17 protein-coding genes are annotated in these 16,285 nt (G+C 64.8%); 7 read left to right on the top strand and 10 right to left on the bottom strand.

What is annotated here, in order from left to right; all coding sequences use genetic code 11:
- From RBA41_RS04010 to galT, 3 genes are read right to left on the bottom strand one after another with little or no spacing between them, the layout of a single operon-like run.
- Positions 1 to 1,767 (bottom strand): glycoside hydrolase family 2 protein, encoded by a 1,767-nt coding sequence (locus tag RBA41_RS04010; RefSeq protein WP_306621268.1) that lies wholly within the window; start codon positions 1,765 to 1,767, stop codon positions 1 to 3.
- Entirely contained in the window at positions 1,764 to 2,861 is a 1,098-nt protein-coding gene (galK, locus tag RBA41_RS04005) for a galactokinase (protein ID WP_306621266.1), read from the bottom strand. The genes RBA41_RS04010 and galK overlap by 4 nt, the downstream gene beginning before the upstream one ends.
- Before the next feature lies 1 nt (position 2,862).
- Positions 2,863 to 3,963 carry a galactose-1-phosphate uridylyltransferase gene (gene galT / locus RBA41_RS04000; protein ID WP_306621265.1) on the bottom strand — a complete coding sequence of 367 codons (1,101 nt, stop codon included), beginning with the start codon at positions 3,961 to 3,963 and terminating at the stop codon, positions 2,863 to 2,865.
- Between the two features lie 968 nt (positions 3,964 to 4,931).
- Here galT and RBA41_RS03995 point away from each other — a divergent pair.
- The 6 genes from RBA41_RS03995 to RBA41_RS03970 all read left to right on the top strand — a co-directional run bounded on the left by RBA41_RS03995 (position 4,932) and on the right by RBA41_RS03970 (position 9,345).
- The gene (locus RBA41_RS03995; protein ID WP_306621263.1) at positions 4,932 to 5,330 is read left to right on the top strand and encodes a hypothetical protein; all 399 of its coding nucleotides are present in this window, start codon (positions 4,932 to 4,934) and stop codon (positions 5,328 to 5,330) included.
- Between the two features lie 98 nt (positions 5,331 to 5,428).
- Positions 5,429 to 6,619, top strand: a complete 1,191-nt coding sequence (locus RBA41_RS03990) for a PAS domain S-box protein (protein WP_306621260.1) — start codon at positions 5,429 to 5,431, stop codon at positions 6,617 to 6,619.
- Entirely contained in the window at positions 6,514 to 7,443 is a 930-nt protein-coding gene (locus RBA41_RS03985; RefSeq protein WP_306621353.1) for a GGDEF domain-containing protein, read from the top strand. The genes RBA41_RS03990 and RBA41_RS03985 overlap by 106 nt, the downstream gene beginning before the upstream one ends.
- Positions 7,403 to 7,882, top strand: a complete 480-nt coding sequence (locus tag RBA41_RS03980; protein ID WP_306621258.1) for an iron chaperone — start codon at positions 7,403 to 7,405, stop codon at positions 7,880 to 7,882. The genes RBA41_RS03985 and RBA41_RS03980 overlap by 41 nt, the downstream gene beginning before the upstream one ends.
- Positions 7,883 to 7,977: 95 nt before the next feature.
- Positions 7,978 to 9,027, top strand: a complete 1,050-nt coding sequence (locus RBA41_RS03975) for a TonB family protein (protein WP_306621257.1) — start codon at positions 7,978 to 7,980, stop codon at positions 9,025 to 9,027.
- A gap of 171 nt (positions 9,028 to 9,198) precedes the next feature.
- Positions 9,199 to 9,345 carry a hypothetical protein gene (locus RBA41_RS03970; protein ID WP_306621255.1) on the top strand — a complete coding sequence of 49 codons (147 nt, stop codon included), beginning with the start codon at positions 9,199 to 9,201 and terminating at the stop codon, positions 9,343 to 9,345.
- Between the two features lie 104 nt (positions 9,346 to 9,449).
- On the opposite strand, the gene RBA41_RS03965 is transcribed toward RBA41_RS03970, so the two are convergent.
- Complete coding sequence (locus RBA41_RS03965; RefSeq protein WP_306621351.1) at positions 9,450 to 10,349, bottom strand: LysR family transcriptional regulator; 900 nt, start codon at positions 10,347 to 10,349, stop codon at positions 9,450 to 9,452.
- Positions 10,350 to 10,450: 101 nt separating this feature from the next.
- On the opposite strand from RBA41_RS03965, the gene RBA41_RS03960 reads away from it, so the two are divergent.
- Positions 10,451 to 11,287, top strand: coding sequence for a type 1 glutamine amidotransferase domain-containing protein (locus RBA41_RS03960; protein WP_306621253.1), 837 nt, complete (start codon positions 10,451 to 10,453; stop codon positions 11,285 to 11,287).
- Here RBA41_RS03960 and RBA41_RS03955 read toward each other — a convergent pair.
- Genes RBA41_RS03955 through RBA41_RS03930 form a run of 6 tightly spaced genes read right to left on the bottom strand, consistent with a single transcriptional unit; the run spans position 11,223 to position 16,178 of the window.
- Positions 11,223 to 12,221 carry a LysR family transcriptional regulator gene (locus tag RBA41_RS03955; RefSeq protein WP_306621251.1) on the bottom strand — a complete coding sequence of 333 codons (999 nt, stop codon included), beginning with the start codon at positions 12,219 to 12,221 and terminating at the stop codon, positions 11,223 to 11,225. The two genes, RBA41_RS03960 and RBA41_RS03955, sit on opposite strands and share 65 nt — an antisense overlap.
- A gap of 60 nt (positions 12,222 to 12,281) precedes the next feature.
- Entirely contained in the window at positions 12,282 to 13,367 is a 1,086-nt protein-coding gene (locus RBA41_RS03950) for a radical SAM protein (protein WP_306621249.1), read from the bottom strand.
- A complete protein-coding gene (locus RBA41_RS03945; protein ID WP_306621247.1) occupies positions 13,364 to 13,678 on the bottom strand; it encodes a hypothetical protein in 315 nt (104 codons plus the stop codon). Before RBA41_RS03945 ends, RBA41_RS03950 begins: the two co-directional genes overlap by 4 nt.
- A complete protein-coding gene (locus RBA41_RS03940) occupies positions 13,671 to 14,027 on the bottom strand; it encodes a hypothetical protein (protein WP_306621246.1) in 357 nt (118 codons plus the stop codon). The genes RBA41_RS03945 and RBA41_RS03940 overlap by 8 nt, the downstream gene beginning before the upstream one ends.
- A gap of 40 nt (positions 14,028 to 14,067) precedes the next feature.
- Positions 14,068 to 14,652 (bottom strand): hypothetical protein, encoded by a 585-nt coding sequence (locus tag RBA41_RS03935; protein WP_306621244.1) that lies wholly within the window; start codon positions 14,650 to 14,652, stop codon positions 14,068 to 14,070.
- Positions 14,649 to 16,178, bottom strand: coding sequence for a hypothetical protein (locus tag RBA41_RS03930; protein WP_306621243.1), 1,530 nt, complete (start codon positions 16,176 to 16,178; stop codon positions 14,649 to 14,651). Before RBA41_RS03930 ends, RBA41_RS03935 begins: the two co-directional genes overlap by 4 nt.
- Positions 16,179 to 16,285: the final 107 nt, after the last annotated feature.

Below are 16,285 nucleotides of genomic sequence, written 5' to 3'. Positions count from 1 at the left end.
TTACTCTCCTGGTTGAATATTGCGCGTTGCCGCATTGATTTGTTCGATTGGCACCTTGGGGGTGCGGTCCGCGCACAGCAGCCCGTTCGTCTCCTGGAACGTGTCGGCGAACTGGGTGTAGCAAAATCCGCTGAACAGCAAGGTGGTGTTGACCACTTCCAGCAGGCGCCGGTAGTGGTCGATGAAGCCGGCTTCCGAGTCGGCGCGCGAGTAGCCCCAGGTATGCTGCGCGGTTGCGCTCTTGTCGAAGGCGATGCCGCCGAACTCGGTGAGCACGATCGGCTGGCCGCGGTGCGGAAAGCCGTCCAGCGTCAAAATGCGTCCGGCCGGGCGGCGCTGGTCGAACAGGGTGCGCGCCGGTTCGGTCGTCTCGTAGCGCGAGCGCAGTTTCTCCGGATCGGCGTCGTAGTCGTGGATGCCCAGGATATCGGTGGCCGAGGCTTCCCAGCCATCGTTGCCGATCACCGGGCGCGTGCCGTCCAGGGTGCGGGTCAGGTGGTACAGCGCCTCGACGGCGTTGCGGTGGGCCTGGGTCGAGGTCAGGTTCGGCACGCCCCAGGACTCGTTGAACGGCACCCAGACGATCACGCACGGGTGGCTGTAATCGCGCTCGATGGCCTCGGTCCACTCGTGCACGATGCGGGTGATCGCCTTGGAACTGAAGCGGTAGGCCGACGGCATTTCTTCCCACACCAGCAGGCCAAGCCGGTCGGCCCAGTACAGGTAGCGCGGGTCTTCGATCTTCTGGTGCTTGCGCACGCCGTTAAAGCCCATCGCCTTGGCCAGTTCGACGTCGCGCCGGAGGGCATCGTCGGACGGCGCGGTCATCAGGGTCTCGGGCCAGTAGCCCTGGTCGAGCACCATGCGCAAGGGATACGGGCGGCCATTGAGCATGAAGCGGTCGCGCGTGATCGCCACCGAGCGCAGCGCCGTGTAGGAACGCACGGTGTCCAAGACCTTGCCGTCGTGGTGCAGGGTCAGTTCGGCCGTCAGCAGGGTCGGACGCTCGGGGCTCCACAGCAGTTCGTTGCGCGAATCGTCGATGCCGGGATCGGACAGGGCGATCTTGCGGTTCGCTTCATGGCCGATCAATTTATAGTGGTCGTCGGCCAGCAGGTTCTCGCCGTGCCACAGCTTCACCTCGACGAACAGGTCGTCCAGGATGTCCCCGCAGGCAAAAATCTCGCAGCCGATTTCGTAGCCGTCGAAGATCGGGGTCCAGCGCAGCTTCTGGATGTAGGTGCTGGCCACCCGTTCCACCCACACGGTCTGCCAGATGCCGGTGGTGCGCGGATACCAGATCGAGTGCGGATCGACCAGCCAGTCCTGCTTGCCGCGCGGCTTGGCCAGGTCGTGCGGATCGTCGATCGCGTGCACCACCACCGTTTGCGGACCCTGCTCCATCAGCGAGCCGCTGATGTCGGCCGAAAACGGCGTGTGCCCGCCTTCATGCTCGACCACCAGGTGGCCGTTGACCCAGACCCGCGCGGCGTAGTCGACGGCGCCGAAGTGCAGGATCACGCGGCCTTCGCCGGGCGCCATGTCGAAGTCGCGCCGGTACCAGCAAGAACGGTGAAAGCCGGTGTGGCCGATCCCGCTGGCCGCCGCCTCGGGCGCGAACGGCACCGTGATCGACATGTCCCAGCCGATCGGGTCGGACGGCAGGTGGAACTGAAGGTCGTCGTCGAAAGCGAATTGCCATTGGCCGTTGAGCGATAACCAGTTATCGCGTTCAAGCTGGGGACGTGGGTACAGAAAATCGCTCAAAGCTGCGCTCCTTGATGTGATGCGGCCGGCATCAGGACCCGCCCTGCCCGGCCGCTTGCGTTGTTGTAGTGGGTGAGAACCGCTTCCCCGGCCGCCGCCGCCGTGCCGGCGTCGCACAGCGCCACGCAGGCGCCGCCGAAGCCGGCCCCGGTCAGGCGCGCGCCATGCACCTGCGGCTGCGCGCGCATCAGGTCGCACAAGATGTCCAGTTCGACCGTGGACACTTCGTAGTCGTCGCGCAGGCTGGCGTGCGATGCGTTCATCAGCTGGCCGAATTCGGACGCGCCGACACCCTGGACCGCGCGCGCGACGCGGGCGTTTTCGGTGAACACATGGCGCGCGCGCCGGCGGAACGGTTCGTCCACGCGGGCCAGCTGGTCAAGGCTGGCCAGGTCGCGCAGCGATGGCACGCCGGCCGCCAGCGCCGCCGTGCCGCACTCGGCGCGCCGCTCGTTGTATTTGGTGGCCGCGAGCGTGCGCGCGACGCCGCTGTCGATGACCAGCACTTCCGCATCCGCAGGCAGCGGCAGCACTTCGCGCACCAGCGAGCGGGTGTCGAGAAACAGCATGTGCGCTTCGTCGCACAGGCTGGCCGCCATCTGGTCCATGATCCCGCACTGCACGCCGGCGTAGGCCACTTCCGCCTTTTGCGCCAGTTGCGCAATCTCGACATCGGTCAGCGCCAGGTCGAGAAAGGTGCGCAAGGCGCGCAGGGTGGCCACTTCCAGCGCCGCGCTCGACGACAGCCCCGCGCCCATCGGCACGCTGGAGCGCACATGCACGCGCAGCGGCGGCACCTCGTGGCCGCGCTGCTCCAGCAGGCGGATGCAGCCTTCGATATAACGCCCGTAGCCCGACGCCAGGCGCGCCTGCCTGGCCAGCACCACCTCCTTGCCGGTTTGCGCCGAGTAGAAGTGAAAGGCGTCGTCCCTGCTCGGCGCCAGCGCGACATGGGTGCGCATGGGCGTGGCGACCGGCAGCACGAAGCCGTCGTTGTAATCGGTGTGCTCGCCGAGCAGGTTCACGCGGCCCGGCGCGGACTCCTCGACCGGCGCCGCATCGTCAAAAAACGTCTCGAAAGTCATCATGGCCATGTCATTCATCCAGTGTGATTGGCACCATCTGCAGCTCTTTTGCCTTTTCCTCGGGCAGCACGTCCATCGCGAACATGCCGGCGCCCAGTTCCGTCCCGGCCAGGAACTTGAGGCGCTCGCGGGTGCGGTACGGCGGGTAGAACTCGGCGTGCAGCTGGGTTTCCGGATGCGCCTTGCCGTCGAGCGGGGCCTGGTACCACGTCATCAGGTAGGGAAAAGGCCGCTGCCACAGCCCTTCGTACTTGAGCAGCACCGCCTTGACGGCGAGCGCCAGGGACCGGCGCTGCTCGTCGCCAAGCGCGGCGAAGTTTTCGACCGGATCGAGCGGCATGACCCACACCTCGTAGGGGTAGCGCGCACACGGCGGCACGAAGGCGAGCGCATGCTCGTTGCGGTAGACGATGCGCAGGGCGTCCTCGATTTCGGTGCGCGCCATCCGGCACAGCAGGCTTTGTCCGTGCTCGGCGAAGTACGCCTGCTCGCGTTCGAGCATGCGCTGCGGGATGGGCGGCACGAAGGGGTAGGAATAGATCTGGCCGTGCGGGTGGTGCAGGGTCACGCCCACCTCCGCGCCGCGGTTCTCGAACGGCAGCACGTAGCGGATCGTGCCGCTGCGCGCGGCGCGCGTGGTGCGGTCGGCCCAGACCTGCAGCAGCAGGCCGATGCGCGACACGCTCAGGCTGTGCAGGGGCGCGCCGGGGTCCTGGGTGAACACCACCACTTCGCAGCGTCCGTTGGCCGGCGCGCTGGCCACGTGCAAGGCCGGCGGATCGTGCGAATCCGGGGCCAGCGAGGGGAAGCGGTTGTCGAAAACGGCGATCTCGTAATCGCCCCGGGGCAGCTCGGTGGGATTGGCCGGATCGGCATTGACGGCCAGCGGGTTATATTCCGGCGGCGGCAGAAAGGGGCGATTCTGGCGGAATGCGGCATAAGCGACCCATTCACCACGCAGGGGATGCCAGCGTAAATGCGGATTGGCCTGGATCGACTCCGTCGATGGACTCGGCGCCGGGTCGTGCGCGGTAATTGGCGCACTGCTGTATAAGGTCAGCGAGCGCCCGTCAGGTTTTGTCAATTCGATGAAATGCATAGGCAGCCGCATTAACTTGCGCCTCTGATAAAGGTGTTTTAAAAATGTAAGGAAATGTTAGCATGCGTCTCTTCCGTATTATTTTTAACACAACGAAACATTTCCGATTGGAATCGCAGATAAGTAACTTACAGTTATCTTTACGCCTGTCAGATTGAGGTTTGCAAGAGTGAAATCGGAATGAACGTTCTGCGACCTCATTTCACAATAAGCAGCAAAATGTGAGATTTGTCTTACACTAAAACGAGGATTCTTCTGGCAAGCACGATTCGCACCAGGGGTCCGGTAGATGTGCCGATGTCACATTTTTTCCCTTGACCGGGCGCCCAGGCGGATCGAAAAAATCTTGCAACCTAACCAAGAATGACTATTTTGAACGAAAACGCTTATTTACTTTCGCATAGCATTTTTTCAATATCTTAAATGAAATAGCGAATGTGGAATAACTCTGCGCTTGAGCTGTCATGGTTTGCGGTGAACTGGTTTTTTAATGCCGTGGCGGGCGTCGCAACACGATGCTCCATGGAAATACAAAGTCGTCTTTTTGAAATGTCCGTGAATCTCTCCCGGAGATAGCATGCTGGATGCACCAGCAATCGGGATCTCCATATTTCCGCATCGTCACACTGCTTATCCGTTGGAGAATAATCGACTGAATGTGGAGGCACTGTGGGGGGATAGTGAAGTTCGGAGCCAGCAAAATCGCCCGGTCTCCGGGTCGCCATCGCGGTGCTGGCGTATCTTATCGGCGTGCTGTCCCGCCGTTGCCACCAGATGGCCGCAACGGCCGGGCATGACCTTATAACGATTTCTCAGGAGAATCCTATGACCACGACAAACAATGCACAACGCAGACTGCTGCTACAGGCCGCCAGCTCGGGCTCGGTAGCGCCAGTGCAGCCGCGCTTGCGCCGGCGGCAAGCGGCAAGCCCGGCGATTTCGATTTCCTGTCGGGCGAATGGACCATCCGGCACAAGCAATTGAAGGAGAAGAACTGGGAGTCGTTCGAGGGCGAAGCGACTGTGATCGGCATGCTGGGCGACCTGGCCAGCGTCGAAGAATTGCGCATTCCGGCGCGAAACTTCAGCGGCATGGGATTGCGCATTCTCGATGTCGAGAAAAAGCTGTGGGCCGACCACTGGTGCAACAAAAAGAAGGGGGTGCTCAATCCGGCCTCGTGGGGCAGTTTTATCGACGGCGTCGGCACCTGGGACAGCACCGATATCGACGACGGCAAAACGGTCATCACGCGCGGCGTGTGGGACCGGATCACGCCCAGTTCATGCCGCTGGTACCAGGCCGTCTCGCGCGACGGCGGCGCCACCTGGGAAGAGAACTGGATCATGGATTGGCAGCGGGCCCCGACTCGGCTGCCGTGAGCGCCGACATGATCCGACTGAATTTGCTATGCTCGCCTGACCAGGGCGACGCATTGCTGTGCTGCCCGCCGTCGACACGAGATTGGATGACGCTGGCCATGCAAACGGTTATTGACGATGTGGACGATGCCGCACGCGTACGCGCGCTCGAAGCGCTGGCCCTGCTCGACACGCCGGCCGAAGAACGTTTCGACCGGCTTACCCGCCTGGCCAGCGCGGCGTTCGACACGCCGATGGCGCTGGTATCGCTGGTCGACCTGGAGCGGCAGTGGTTCAAGTCGCGGGTTGGTCTGGCAGTGGCCGAAACGCCGCGCTCGATGGCTTTCTGCAGCCATGCGGTGGCCGGGCGCGAATTGCTGGTGGTGCCGGACACCTTGCGCGACGCCAGGTTTTGCACCAATCCCCTCGTCACCCAAGCACCCAAGATCCGGTTCTACGCCGGCCAGCCGATTTTTTCCCTGGACGGCCATGCCGTCGGCACCCTGTGCGTGCTCGACACGGCAGCGCGCGCGTTCGGCGCCGCCGAAGCGGTCTTGCTGCGCGACCTCGCCAGTCTGGCGGAAGATGAGCTGAACAAAAACACCCTCGTAAGTGCGCGCCAGGCCGCCGAACAGGCGCTGCAGCAATTCAATGCCGAACTGGAAGCGCGCATCGGCGAGCGCACCGCCTCCCTGCAGGAAAGCAACCGGGCACTGACGCGGGAAGTGGCACAGCGCAAGGCCATCGAAGACACCCTGCGCCGGAGCGAAGCGCGCAACCGCACCATCATCGAATCGTCGCTGAGCGCCTTCGTCAGCATCGACACGCGCGGCTGCATCGTCGACTGGAATGCGGCGGCCGAACACACCTTCGGCTGGACCCGGGCCGATGTGATCGGACTGGACCTGGCCACCATCATCATTCCGCAACGCTTTCGCGCGGCCCACCATGAAGGCATGGCGCGCTACCTGAGCTCGGGCGTGGGCCGCGTCCTGAACCAGCGCATCGAACTTCCCGCCTGCAAGAAAAGCGGCGAGGAAATCACCGTTGAAATGACCATCAGTGCGTTTCCGACCACCGAAGGCGTGCTGTTCGGGGCGTTCTTGCACGATATCTCGGCCCGCCTCAACGCCCAGGGCGCCTTGCAACAGCAGCAGAAACAACTCGACGCCGTGCTCGACACCATCGATGTCGGCGTCGTGGCCTGCACGGCGGACGGTTCGATATCAGCGAGCGCAAGGCCAGCGAAATCCGCCAGCGCGACAGCGAGGAACGCCTGCGCACCATTACCGACAACCTGCCCGTCCTGATTTCCTACATCGACCGCGATACCCGCTTCCAGTTCGCCAACGCCATGCACAAGGAGTGGTACGGGGCGTGTCCCGCGGAGTTGATCGGCAAGACCGTCGAGGAAGTGTTCGGACGCGAATTTTGCGCGCCGCGCGAAGCGTATTTCTATCGCTGCCTCGAAGGTGAGACGGTGCAGCTCGACATCGCCATTGCCAACGAAACGACAAACCGCCTGGTCAACATCCTGTTCATCCCGCACAAGCGCGGCGACGTCGTCCAGGGCGCGTATGTGCTCTCGACCGATGTGACGGCAACACGGCAGCAGGAGCACCAGCTCACGGAACTGGCCAATACCGATGCGCTGACCGGCCTGCACAACCGCCGCCATTACGAAGCGCTGCTGGCCGCCGCCATCGAGCGCGCCGGCCGCAGCAAGCGGCCAATGGCGCTGGTGTATCTGGACATCGACCACTTCAAGACCATCAACGATACCCTGGGGCACGGCGGCGGCGACGAGGTGCTCAAGGAATTCAGCCGCCGCTTGACCGGTGCTGTGAGGAAAACCGACACCGTCTGCCGCCTCGCCGGCGACGAATTCACCATCATCCTGGAAAACGTGGATTCGGTCGCCGAATGCGAGACGGTCGGGCAAAAACTGGTGGCGGCGATGGCGCTTGCGTTCGATATCCTCGGCCATCCGTGGAACGTATCGGCCAGCATCGGCATCGCCTGGTGCCCGCATCAGGCCGCCACAGCCCACGTGCTGGCCACGCATGCGGATGCGGCCCTGTATGGCGCCAAGCATGCGGGCAAAAACCAGTATCGCGTGGCCGGCGTGCCCTGACGATGGCAGGCCGGCGTTGTTTATCTGCTCTTCTCAAGGCGGCATCATGACCGTTTTCGCGGATTTTCTGGCGCAGATCGCCGATCCACAGCATCGTGAACGTACCCAAGCCGTTCTCGATCGGGTAGCTGAACAGTTTCCGCATCTGGACCGGAAAATCGCGTGGAACCAGCCGATGTTCACCGATCACGGCACCTTCATCATCGGCTTCAGCCTCGCCAAGCGGCATCTGGCGGTCGCCCCGGAAGCGGCTGCGATCGATCATTTTTCCAAAGAGATCGCCGCGGCTGGCTATGGGCACACCAGCCAGTTGATCCGCATTCCCTGGAAGGACGAGGTCGATTTTTCCCTGCTCGAGAAAATCATCGATTTCAATATCGTGGACAAAGCGCGGTGCGACACGTTTTGGCGCAAGCGGGCAAAGCCGGCTTCTTCCTAGCCGGAGCCGGATGCGCGGCATGCAGGGCCGCCGCAGTTTGTCCGCCCATCCCGGCACGCTGTAAAATTGACATATTGCAATTAACCTGACCCCTCATGACCATTCCAGCCGCATTTCCCCCGCTCCGGCTTTCACGCCGGCTTGCCGCACTGATTACCGTCCTGGCGACCGTGTGCGCGCACGCGCATGCGCAGCAAGACGGCGGACAGGACGTTGCGTCACCCGCGCCTGCCCCGCCTGCGCAAAGCGCCAAACCAACACAGGCCGTGGCGGATTTCAACACCTGCGCCAAGCCGGTATATCCCAGGGCTTCCCTGCGCGCCGAGCAGGTAGGCACCGTCATGCTGGCGTTCCTGATCGGCAGTGATGGCGCGGTCAAGGATGCCAAAGTAGTCAAGTCGAGCGGATTTCCCTTGCTCGACATGGCTGCGCAGGACGGCGTCCGGCGCTGCAAATTCAAGCCGAGCCGGGTCGACGGACAAGCTGTGGAAGCATGGATGAAAATGCAGTACGTCTGGTCTCTCGGTGGGCCGGACCCAGCCCACGCTGCGGCCGCGCTGGCCGCAGCCCGCGCCGGTGCGGAACGCGGCGAGCCCGCATCGCAGCACCGGCTGGGGTCGATCTATATGGATGGCGCGGGCATCGCGCGCAATCGCGCCGAAGCCGCCGCATGGTGGCGCAAGGCGGCGGAGCAAGGCTATGTCCCGGCCTACCTCAGCCTGGGGATGGCGTCGCAAACCGGATACGGCGCAGAGCCAGACCCGGCGCAAGCCATGACCTGGTTCCGCAAGGCCGCCGATCATGGCATGCCCGCAGCGCAGCACATGCTCGGATTCATGCTGGTGGGCGGCGCCGGCGTGCCAGGCGACAAGGAAGCGGCGCGCGAGATGTTTCGCAAGGCGGCTGCGCAAGGCTGGGCGCCTTCCCAAGCCTACTACGGCATGATGCTGCTGGAAGACAAGGTTCCGGATTCGCTGGAGCAAGGCCTCGCACTGCTGCGCAAGGCGGCGGCGCAAGGCGATAACACGGGGCAGTTTTTCCTCGCGCGCTGCCATGAAACGGGACACGGCGTGCCGCTCGATCTGGCCAAGGCGGCGGCGCTTTACGAAACGGCGGCATTCGGCGGCAACACGCCATTGCCCTGATGTACGAACGCGGCCAGGGCGTCACAGCCGATCCTGTCAAGGCGGACCAGTGGCGCAAGGCCGCGGAAATGCCTGTCCCGCGCCCACGCTGACTGCGTGACGGATGCCCCGGCCCTGGCGAATCCGTGGCGCGGGCCGCTTTGTTTCTCAGCAACATCGACCGGGGTTGTCTTGCCGCGAAGAACACTGAACGGCAACAAGCCGGCGCAGCAGTCCATCGCCACGATGTCCGAACGTGGCCAGGGCGTGGCGGCCGACCCGGTCAAGGCGGCCAAATGGCGCCAGATCGCGGACAAACCGGTCCCGGCTCCGCGCTGACCCCGGACACGCCAGTCGGGCACGCGATTGCCGCCGACGTCCACGCGCAGGCTTGCCGGCGAAGGCCGCGTGGATGATGCCAACCGCTGGTGCCAGGCCGGCCGCTAGCGCGCGGCGCTGAGCGCGCCGATCAGGGCACGCGCGGCGGCCGACGGGCGCCGGTGTCCGGCATAAATCGCGGAAAACGCGCGGGTGCGCCCGCGCAGTTGCGGCAGCAGCTCGACCAGTTCGCCACGCCCGATGCGTTCGCGCACGATGAAGTCGTAGCTCTGGCACACCCCGAGGCCATGGGCGGCCAGCGAGACCACGCCGAGCACATCGTCCGAGACGGTGACGCGCGGCGCCGGCGACCAGTCCACGTCGCCACTGGCATCGCGCAGCAGCCAGGGCGACACGCGCCCGGTACTGGGCATGACGAAACAGATGCAGGCATGCTGCCGCAGTTCCTCGAACGACGCTGGCGTTCCCGCGCGCTTGAGGTAGTCCGGCGACGCCACCAGGCACAACGACGCGTCTTCCAGCTTGCGCGCCACCATGCCGCTGTCCGGCAAGTCGCCAAGGCGCACCGCCAGGTCGAACCCTTCGGCCACCAGGTCGACGTTGCGGTTGGCGATGTTGAGTTCCACCCGCACCTGCGGATACTGGCGCGAAAACGCGTCGAGCAAACGGGGCAGCCGGTAATGCGCATACGTCGTCGGCACGCTCAGCCGGACCCGCCCCGCCACATCGTCGGCCTGCCCCAGGATGGCGCGCTCGGCGTCGTCGATCAGCGCGAATGCGGCCAGGGACTGTTCCAGGTACAGCTGGCCGGCATCGGTCATGCTCAGGCTGCGCGTGGTACGCCTGAGCAGCTGACTTCCCAGGTGCTGCTCCAGCCGGCCCAGCGCGCGGCTGACGACCGACGCCGTGGTTGCCAGCGCCACGGCGGCCGCTGTGAGCGAACCGTGCTCCGCCACCGCCAGAAAGATCTCCACATCGCCCAGGTGTCCGTAGCGCCGCGCCATTTTTGCCTTTAAAGAATTAATCATTGTGACGGCAGGTAGTTTATCTCCTTTGAAGGCTTGAATATAGTCTTACCTACGCCAACTACCGATGGAAACTGACCATGAATCGACTAAAACCCCTCATCGCCGCCCTGCTGCTCACCCTGGCAGGCGCCAGCCAGGCCGCCAACGTGCTGGTTGTGCTGTCCGACTCGGACCGCCTCGACTTAAAAGATGGCAAGACCTACCCGACCGGCTTTTACCTCAACGAGCTGGCCCAGCCGCTCAAGCTGTTGCTCGACGCCGGCCACGAGGTGACGTTCGCCACGCCCACGGGCAAGGCGCCCACGGTCGACGCCACCTCGCTCGATCCCATGTATTTTCAAGGCGATCCAGCCCAGTTGAAGCAGCACCAGGATTTGATCGCAAAGCTCGACATCACCTCAAGCCAGCGCTCCCCGGTCATCAGCCTGGCGCGGGTCGAGCAGATTGGCTATGCGCGCTACGACGCGGTATATGTTCCAGGCGGCCACGCGCCGATGCAGGATCTGATCCGCAGCGCCGCGCTCGGGCGCCTGCTGACCCATTTCCACCAGGCCGGCAAAACCACGGCGCTGGTCTGCCACGGCCCGGCGGCGCTGCTGTCGGCACTGAACAAGCCCGAAAGCGCGATCGTCCGCATGGAACAAGGCAGCAAGGCCACGCCGCCCGGCTGGATCTACGCGGGCTATCGCATGACCGTGATCAGCAATCAGGAGGAAGCGCTGGCGAAGGCGGCATTGAAAGGCGGGACCATGAAACTGCTGCCCCAGAGCGCGCTGGAGCAGGCCGGCGCGCGCTACAGCAGCAATGCGGCGCCATGGACCAGCCATGTGGTCACCGACCGTGAACTGATCACCGGCCAGAATCCGGCATCGGCCTTGCAAGTCGGCCAAGCCCTGGTCGAGCGCCTGAAGTAGCGCGGGAAGGCCGGGCGCCGAGCGCCGCGCGGATGGCCTCGACCTTGTCGAGCACCGCCGCGCGCGTTTCGTGCGCGCGCGAGACCACCTGCACGTCGATCGACAGCAAGCGCGCCAGTGCCGGCGGCAGCGCGCGGTAAGCCACGCCGATGCGCGAGGTGGCCTGCATCGACTGCGGGCACAGGGCCACGCCCTCGCCCGCCGCCACCGAGGCCAGCAGCATCGTGAAATCTTTCGGTTCGAGGCGGCGCGGGGCCGCGTAGCCGACATGCCTGAAGCTGCGCTCGCACTTGTCGTAGAAGGCGGGATTGTCGGTGCGCGAAAACCAGAACAGGGGCGTGGCGCCAAGTTCGGCCAGGTCCACCTCGGTCTTCGCGGCGGCCGGGTGGGACGCCGGCAGGACCACGATCATCGGTTCGCTGCCGACCGTCTCGACCGCCAGGTCGTCGGTAGGCGTAACGATGTCGCCAACGATTGCCAGATCGAGCTCGCCGCCGCGCACGCGCTCGACGAGGCGCTTCGACCAGGCGCGCTCCAGCGCCCGCCCGCCGGTGAAGGCCGGATCGGTGACAAGCGCGTTCAGCCCGGGAATCAGGGAATGATTGATCACGCTGGTCAGGCCCATGCGCACCATGGCCGCATCGTCATCGTGAACGCCGGCCCTGGCGCCGGCGACGGCCAGGTCCAGCGCCAGCAGGATCTTGTACGCCTCGTCCTTGAAAACTTCGCCGGCCGTGGTCAGGCTCACCTGGTGGGTGTCGCGCACGATCAGCTGCACCCGCAGCATGTCTTCCAGGCCCTTGATCTGGCGCGACAGCGGCGGCTGCGACATGTTCAGCAGCTCCGCGGCACGCCGGAAATTGAGCTCCTGCGCCACCGCCAGGAAGCACTGCAAGGTTCTGGTGCTCGGTAAGTGCTTCGACAGCATGAGCATGACAACGCCTCTGGAACCGGTTCTTCGTTGCCTATTATCCCATCCTTCCGCTGCGGCCGTTCAGCTCGGCGTCATCGCCGCCTCCTGCGTTGCGCGGCGGCGCGGCAGGGCCGCGCCGATCCGATGCGAGGCCAGGCGCAGCACATCGCTGGGATTGAACACGGACGGACCGGATTGCGCGGCAAGGTCCGCCAGCAGGCCGCGCCCCAGCTGGATAAGCCGGCGGTAGCCATCGCCCAGCCAGGGTTCCCACATCGATCCGAGCGGCCGCTCCAGGATGTTCCCCAGTCCGTACAGCGGCCCGAAGCCGAAGCTGACCGGATTGACCGTGCCGTCGGGCTCGAGCACAAGCACGCCGAGCAGGTCGGCCGGCCGCGCGCCCGCGTCGCTGGCGCGGGCGGTGCGGGCGTAGATCGTGCAGGGCCGCGCCATGACGCAGTTGCGGTGCACCAGGTCGGTGTGAACGCCCATCTTCCCCGCGTACGCCGCCGCCAGCAGCGTGCCGGCGAGGTACAGCAGGTTGGCGTCATCGGGCCCCAGCACCGCGTCGGCCATCGTGGTGCGCGCGCGCCCCGCCGCCGAGATCGGATGCAGCTGGAGCGCCGCGGCACCCCGCCCGCACGCCAGCGCGGCCAGTTCATCGACGTCGTCAAGGTTCTCGCCGCTCACGCCGCAGATGATGTGAAAGCCGATGCCGGCATCGGCCAGCAGGCCGAGGGAGCGCAACACGCCGGCGAAGGCGCGCGGCCGCCGGCGCAAGGCATCGTGCGCGGTGCCCAGGCCGTCGACGCTGACCGCCACCGTGCCGACCTGGCGCAGGATATCCAGGTTGCCCCGGTGCGGCACCAGCAGGCCGTTGGTGACGAGGGCCGTCCGCATGCCGCAGTCCGACGCCAGCGCCACCACATCGGCGAGCCATGGGTAGAGCAGCGGTTCGCCGCCCGAAATCGCCAGTTGGGTGTAGCCCCACGCCGCCGCCTGCCGGATCGCCCCGGCCGCCTGCTCGAAGCTGAGCAGGCCGGCGGCGTGCGGCGCACTGTCGGAATAGCAGTGCGCGCACGCCAGGTTGCACCTGCGCAGAGGATGCAGGTGAAAGATGGCGCTGGCGGTCGGGCCGGCGGCAGGCGTGGCGGCGGCGGCGGTCATTTCAGGCCGACCCTGACATGCACCCGCCACAGATCGCGCATCGGTATGCCGTAGGGGAAAATCTCGATACGGCGCAGCTCGGGATGCTTCTGGATCTGCAGTATCGCCGCCCCCAGCCCGGCCATGGGCACCGAGGTTTTCAGGACCAGGGCGTCGGGCTTGAGTATGCCGTCCGGGAAGATGTCGTCGAATTTGAACCCCATGCCATGCAGCTCGGCCACCGAATCGGTCAGGTCGGCAATCTGCTCCTTGGTGTAGTGGTAACGCAGGCGCGCCGTCAGCGCGGTGTTCAGGTCGTTTGGCTTAGACATGTGCGGGCTCCATGATGGTTTTGGTGATAAGGACCGACAGATCGGACAGCAGTTTCAGCACGGCATCATATTTTTCAATGGTGAAAACCAGCAATTGCAGCGCGTCGGTCAAGGCTTTGGTACGCGACACCGTGTCGGCCGACGGCGGCCGGATCTGTATTCTTTCTTGCAGGATGTCGATGATGGCGTTGTTGACCGTGTTGCGGCGCTCGCGCAACTTGGCCAGCACCATGTACACCTTCGGCCGGTCCTTCAGGCTGGCTGTTTCGTATTCGATGGTAACGTCGGCGATGGCGCGCTGCAAAATGGTTTCGATGCTTTGCAGCCAGGGAATTGCTGAGTCGGACATGATGCTCTCCTCGTTGGTGGATTGGATACAGTGGTGGCGGCTACGGCGTGGCCGGGGTCGTTGGCAGCTCCTTGGCTGCGGTAGCGGCGAGCTCGGTTGCCGCAGCCTGGTTTTTCTTTGCTTCCTCGCGCACTTCTTCAAAAAACGATGCCGCCAGCGCGGCGCGCTCGGCAAACGGCAATTCCTTGCCCAGTGCGCCGAACGCCTTGCCGGTCGCGCCGAGAGCCTCGCCGACCGGAGGCAGCGGCGTCACCAGCTGGCTGATCAGTTCCTCGACGTGGGCCACGCCCGCTTCCTTCGCCGACACGGCAACGCTCAGCAATGCCACTCTGCCGCGCAACTGCCTGAGCGCCGCCAGCCGTTTGGTCTGGCCGCTGAACTCATACAGCTGATCGTCTCCCGGCAAGTCGAGCAGGCGCGCGTTGTAGGTCTTGATGTTGTCGCCGAGCTGCTCCTTGCGCATGTCGTCGACGGCGGCCTGGCGCCTGGCGTACAGCGCCAGCTCGTGCTTGAGCTGGGTGCTCAGGGAAAGGCCGTGCTGCGCTTCTTCCAGCGCCACCGGTGAGGTGGCGCAACCCGCGAGAAGCAGCGCGGCCGTCATGCACGGTAAATAGCGGATCATCATTTGTTCACTCCTTGTCCGATCCAGAGCAGGGACAGCGCCTGGACCAGGTCTTTGTAATCGGACGCTTTCTGGCCCGACGCCGCGTACGCCACCGCCTGTCCCGCGGTGGCATCGATGAGCACCGCCCATTGGCCGGCGTTAGCCTGGGCGAAGGCGAGCTGCCGTTCGCGCTTGAGGTCGCGGCGCAGTTCGTCCAGCCGCCATGTCCGGGCACGCTGGTCGCCGATCGCATACGCATAGCGGCCGGCGGCTTCGTACAGCGCTGCCCGGCTGTCGGCGTCGTCGCAGGGAGGATTGACCTTGACCGCCGGGAAGGCGATGGCGTCGAGGAAGCTCATGCTCCCGTAGCAGGGTTTGAGTGTGTCGAGTCGTGAACGGGCCACCAGCAGCTCGACTGCCTCGGCCACCCTGGACGCCTGGGCGGCCCGCACCAGCTCGATATCCTTGCGCACAAGGTCCGCCTGGACCGTGGCATGGTCGGCGCGGTTTTTCTCCAGGTCGCGCCGGATAAGCAGACTCATCGGAACCAGCGGTTTTTGCAGATCGGCGAGCACCTGGACATCGTCGGCCACGCGCGTGACCAGCACCGCCGCCAGTTCGGCGCGGGTGGCGTCCTTGCCGGGATCGGCAGTGGTTCCCAGCCTGCGCAGGATGGCGTCGATGCGCTTGACGCGGTCGTTGGCAAGCGCCTCGTTGCCGAGCACGTTATTAAGCGTCGCCATCTGGGCCAGCGCGGCGCGCACCTTTTTGCCGAGTTCGGTCAAGCGCACGGAAGGAGCGGTGCCGGGCTGGCTGGCGCGCACCGCCGCGGTATACTCCTCCAGCGAGGCGAGATACTGCGCCATCGAAGTGTCGGCCTCGGCACTGAGATCAGCATGCTTTTTCTCGAGATCGACGGTGTTTTTGGCGCTGTCGAGCAGCGAGCCAGCGGGTAGCTTGGCGATCAGCGCGTCCTGCTGGCCTGCGAGCGTTATTTCGCTTGCGCACAGCTTGCGCAGTTCTCCAAGATACTCCGCGGCATACTTGCTCAGCTCGCCGCTGCCGGCAACATTGACCGCGCGGCAGGATGGCGCGTCGGCACCTTCCGCCTTGAGCAATTTGCGGTATGCGGTTTGCCTGGCCCGGTTCGCCTGCAATTGAAGTGCCAGGCTCTTCCATCTTTTTACCGCGCCCAGGAACCCGCCGGCGTCCGGCGTGGCAGCGAGCCCATTGAGCTCGCCGTCCAGTATCGAATAGAACGTTCTTTCGTCGGCGCGGCCCTTGCCGACCCGAGCGTCGAGCAGCAACACCAGCGCGCTGTCGACCTCGGCGCTGCGGGCGCCGGCGATCGCATCGATATCCGCCTTGAGCAGCTTCTTGCGCTGCTCGTGCATGGCCGTGAAATAGCTGTTCAGGTCCACCTTGGCCCACGCCGCCTTCAAGTCCTTTCCTTGCTGGTCGCGTTTCTCGCTGTACAGGTGCATGCCGGCGCAGCCCGATAACGCCAGGCACAGCGGCACGCAACCCAATCGAAGAAAAGTATTCATGTTGATTCCCTTGTCCGGATCCGATGAAAGAGAGTCCGGTTGGCTTCGCAGTCCGCCGCCCGGTGCCTGGAGCCAAGTATAGGAAGTTGCACCTGCGAGCGAAATTG

Origin of the sequence: Massilia scottii (assembly GCF_030846495.1) — a bacterium.
GTDB classification, from domain to species: Bacteria; Pseudomonadota; Gammaproteobacteria; order Burkholderiales; family Burkholderiaceae_D; genus Telluria_A; species Telluria_A violaceinigra.
This window is presented reverse-complemented; position numbering and strand designations above follow the sequence as displayed.

Bases quoted from the DNA above. Each gene is read 5' to 3' on its own strand.
- galK (WP_306621266.1), bottom strand. From the start codon at position 2,861: ATGGCCATGATGACTTTCGAGACGTTTTTTGACGATGCGGCGCCGGTC.
- galT (WP_306621265.1), bottom strand. From the start codon at position 3,963: ATGCGGCTGCCTATGCATTTCATCGAATTGACAAAACCTGACGGGCGC.
- RBA41_RS03990 (WP_306621260.1), top strand. From the start codon at position 5,429: ATGCAAACGGTTATTGACGATGTGGACGATGCCGCACGCGTACGCGCG.
- RBA41_RS03980 (WP_306621258.1), top strand. From the start codon at position 7,403: ATGCGGGCAAAAACCAGTATCGCGTGGCCGGCGTGCCCTGACGATGGC.
- RBA41_RS03975 (WP_306621257.1), top strand. From the start codon at position 7,978: ATGACCATTCCAGCCGCATTTCCCCCGCTCCGGCTTTCACGCCGGCTT.
- RBA41_RS03965 (WP_306621351.1), bottom strand. From the start codon at position 10,349: ATGGCGCGGCGCTACGGACACCTGGGCGATGTGGAGATCTTTCTGGCG.
- RBA41_RS03960 (WP_306621253.1), top strand. From the start codon at position 10,451: ATGAATCGACTAAAACCCCTCATCGCCGCCCTGCTGCTCACCCTGGCA.
- RBA41_RS03955 (WP_306621251.1), bottom strand. From the start codon at position 12,221: ATGCTCATGCTGTCGAAGCACTTACCGAGCACCAGAACCTTGCAGTGC.
- RBA41_RS03950 (WP_306621249.1), bottom strand. From the start codon at position 13,367: ATGACCGCCGCCGCCGCCACGCCTGCCGCCGGCCCGACCGCCAGCGCC.
- RBA41_RS03945 (WP_306621247.1), bottom strand. From the start codon at position 13,678: ATGTCTAAGCCAAACGACCTGAACACCGCGCTGACGGCGCGCCTGCGT.
- RBA41_RS03940 (WP_306621246.1), bottom strand. From the start codon at position 14,027: ATGTCCGACTCAGCAATTCCCTGGCTGCAAAGCATCGAAACCATTTTG.
- RBA41_RS03935 (WP_306621244.1), bottom strand. From the start codon at position 14,652: ATGATGATCCGCTATTTACCGTGCATGACGGCCGCGCTGCTTCTCGCG.
- RBA41_RS03930 (WP_306621243.1), bottom strand. From the start codon at position 16,178: ATGAATACTTTTCTTCGATTGGGTTGCGTGCCGCTGTGCCTGGCGTTA.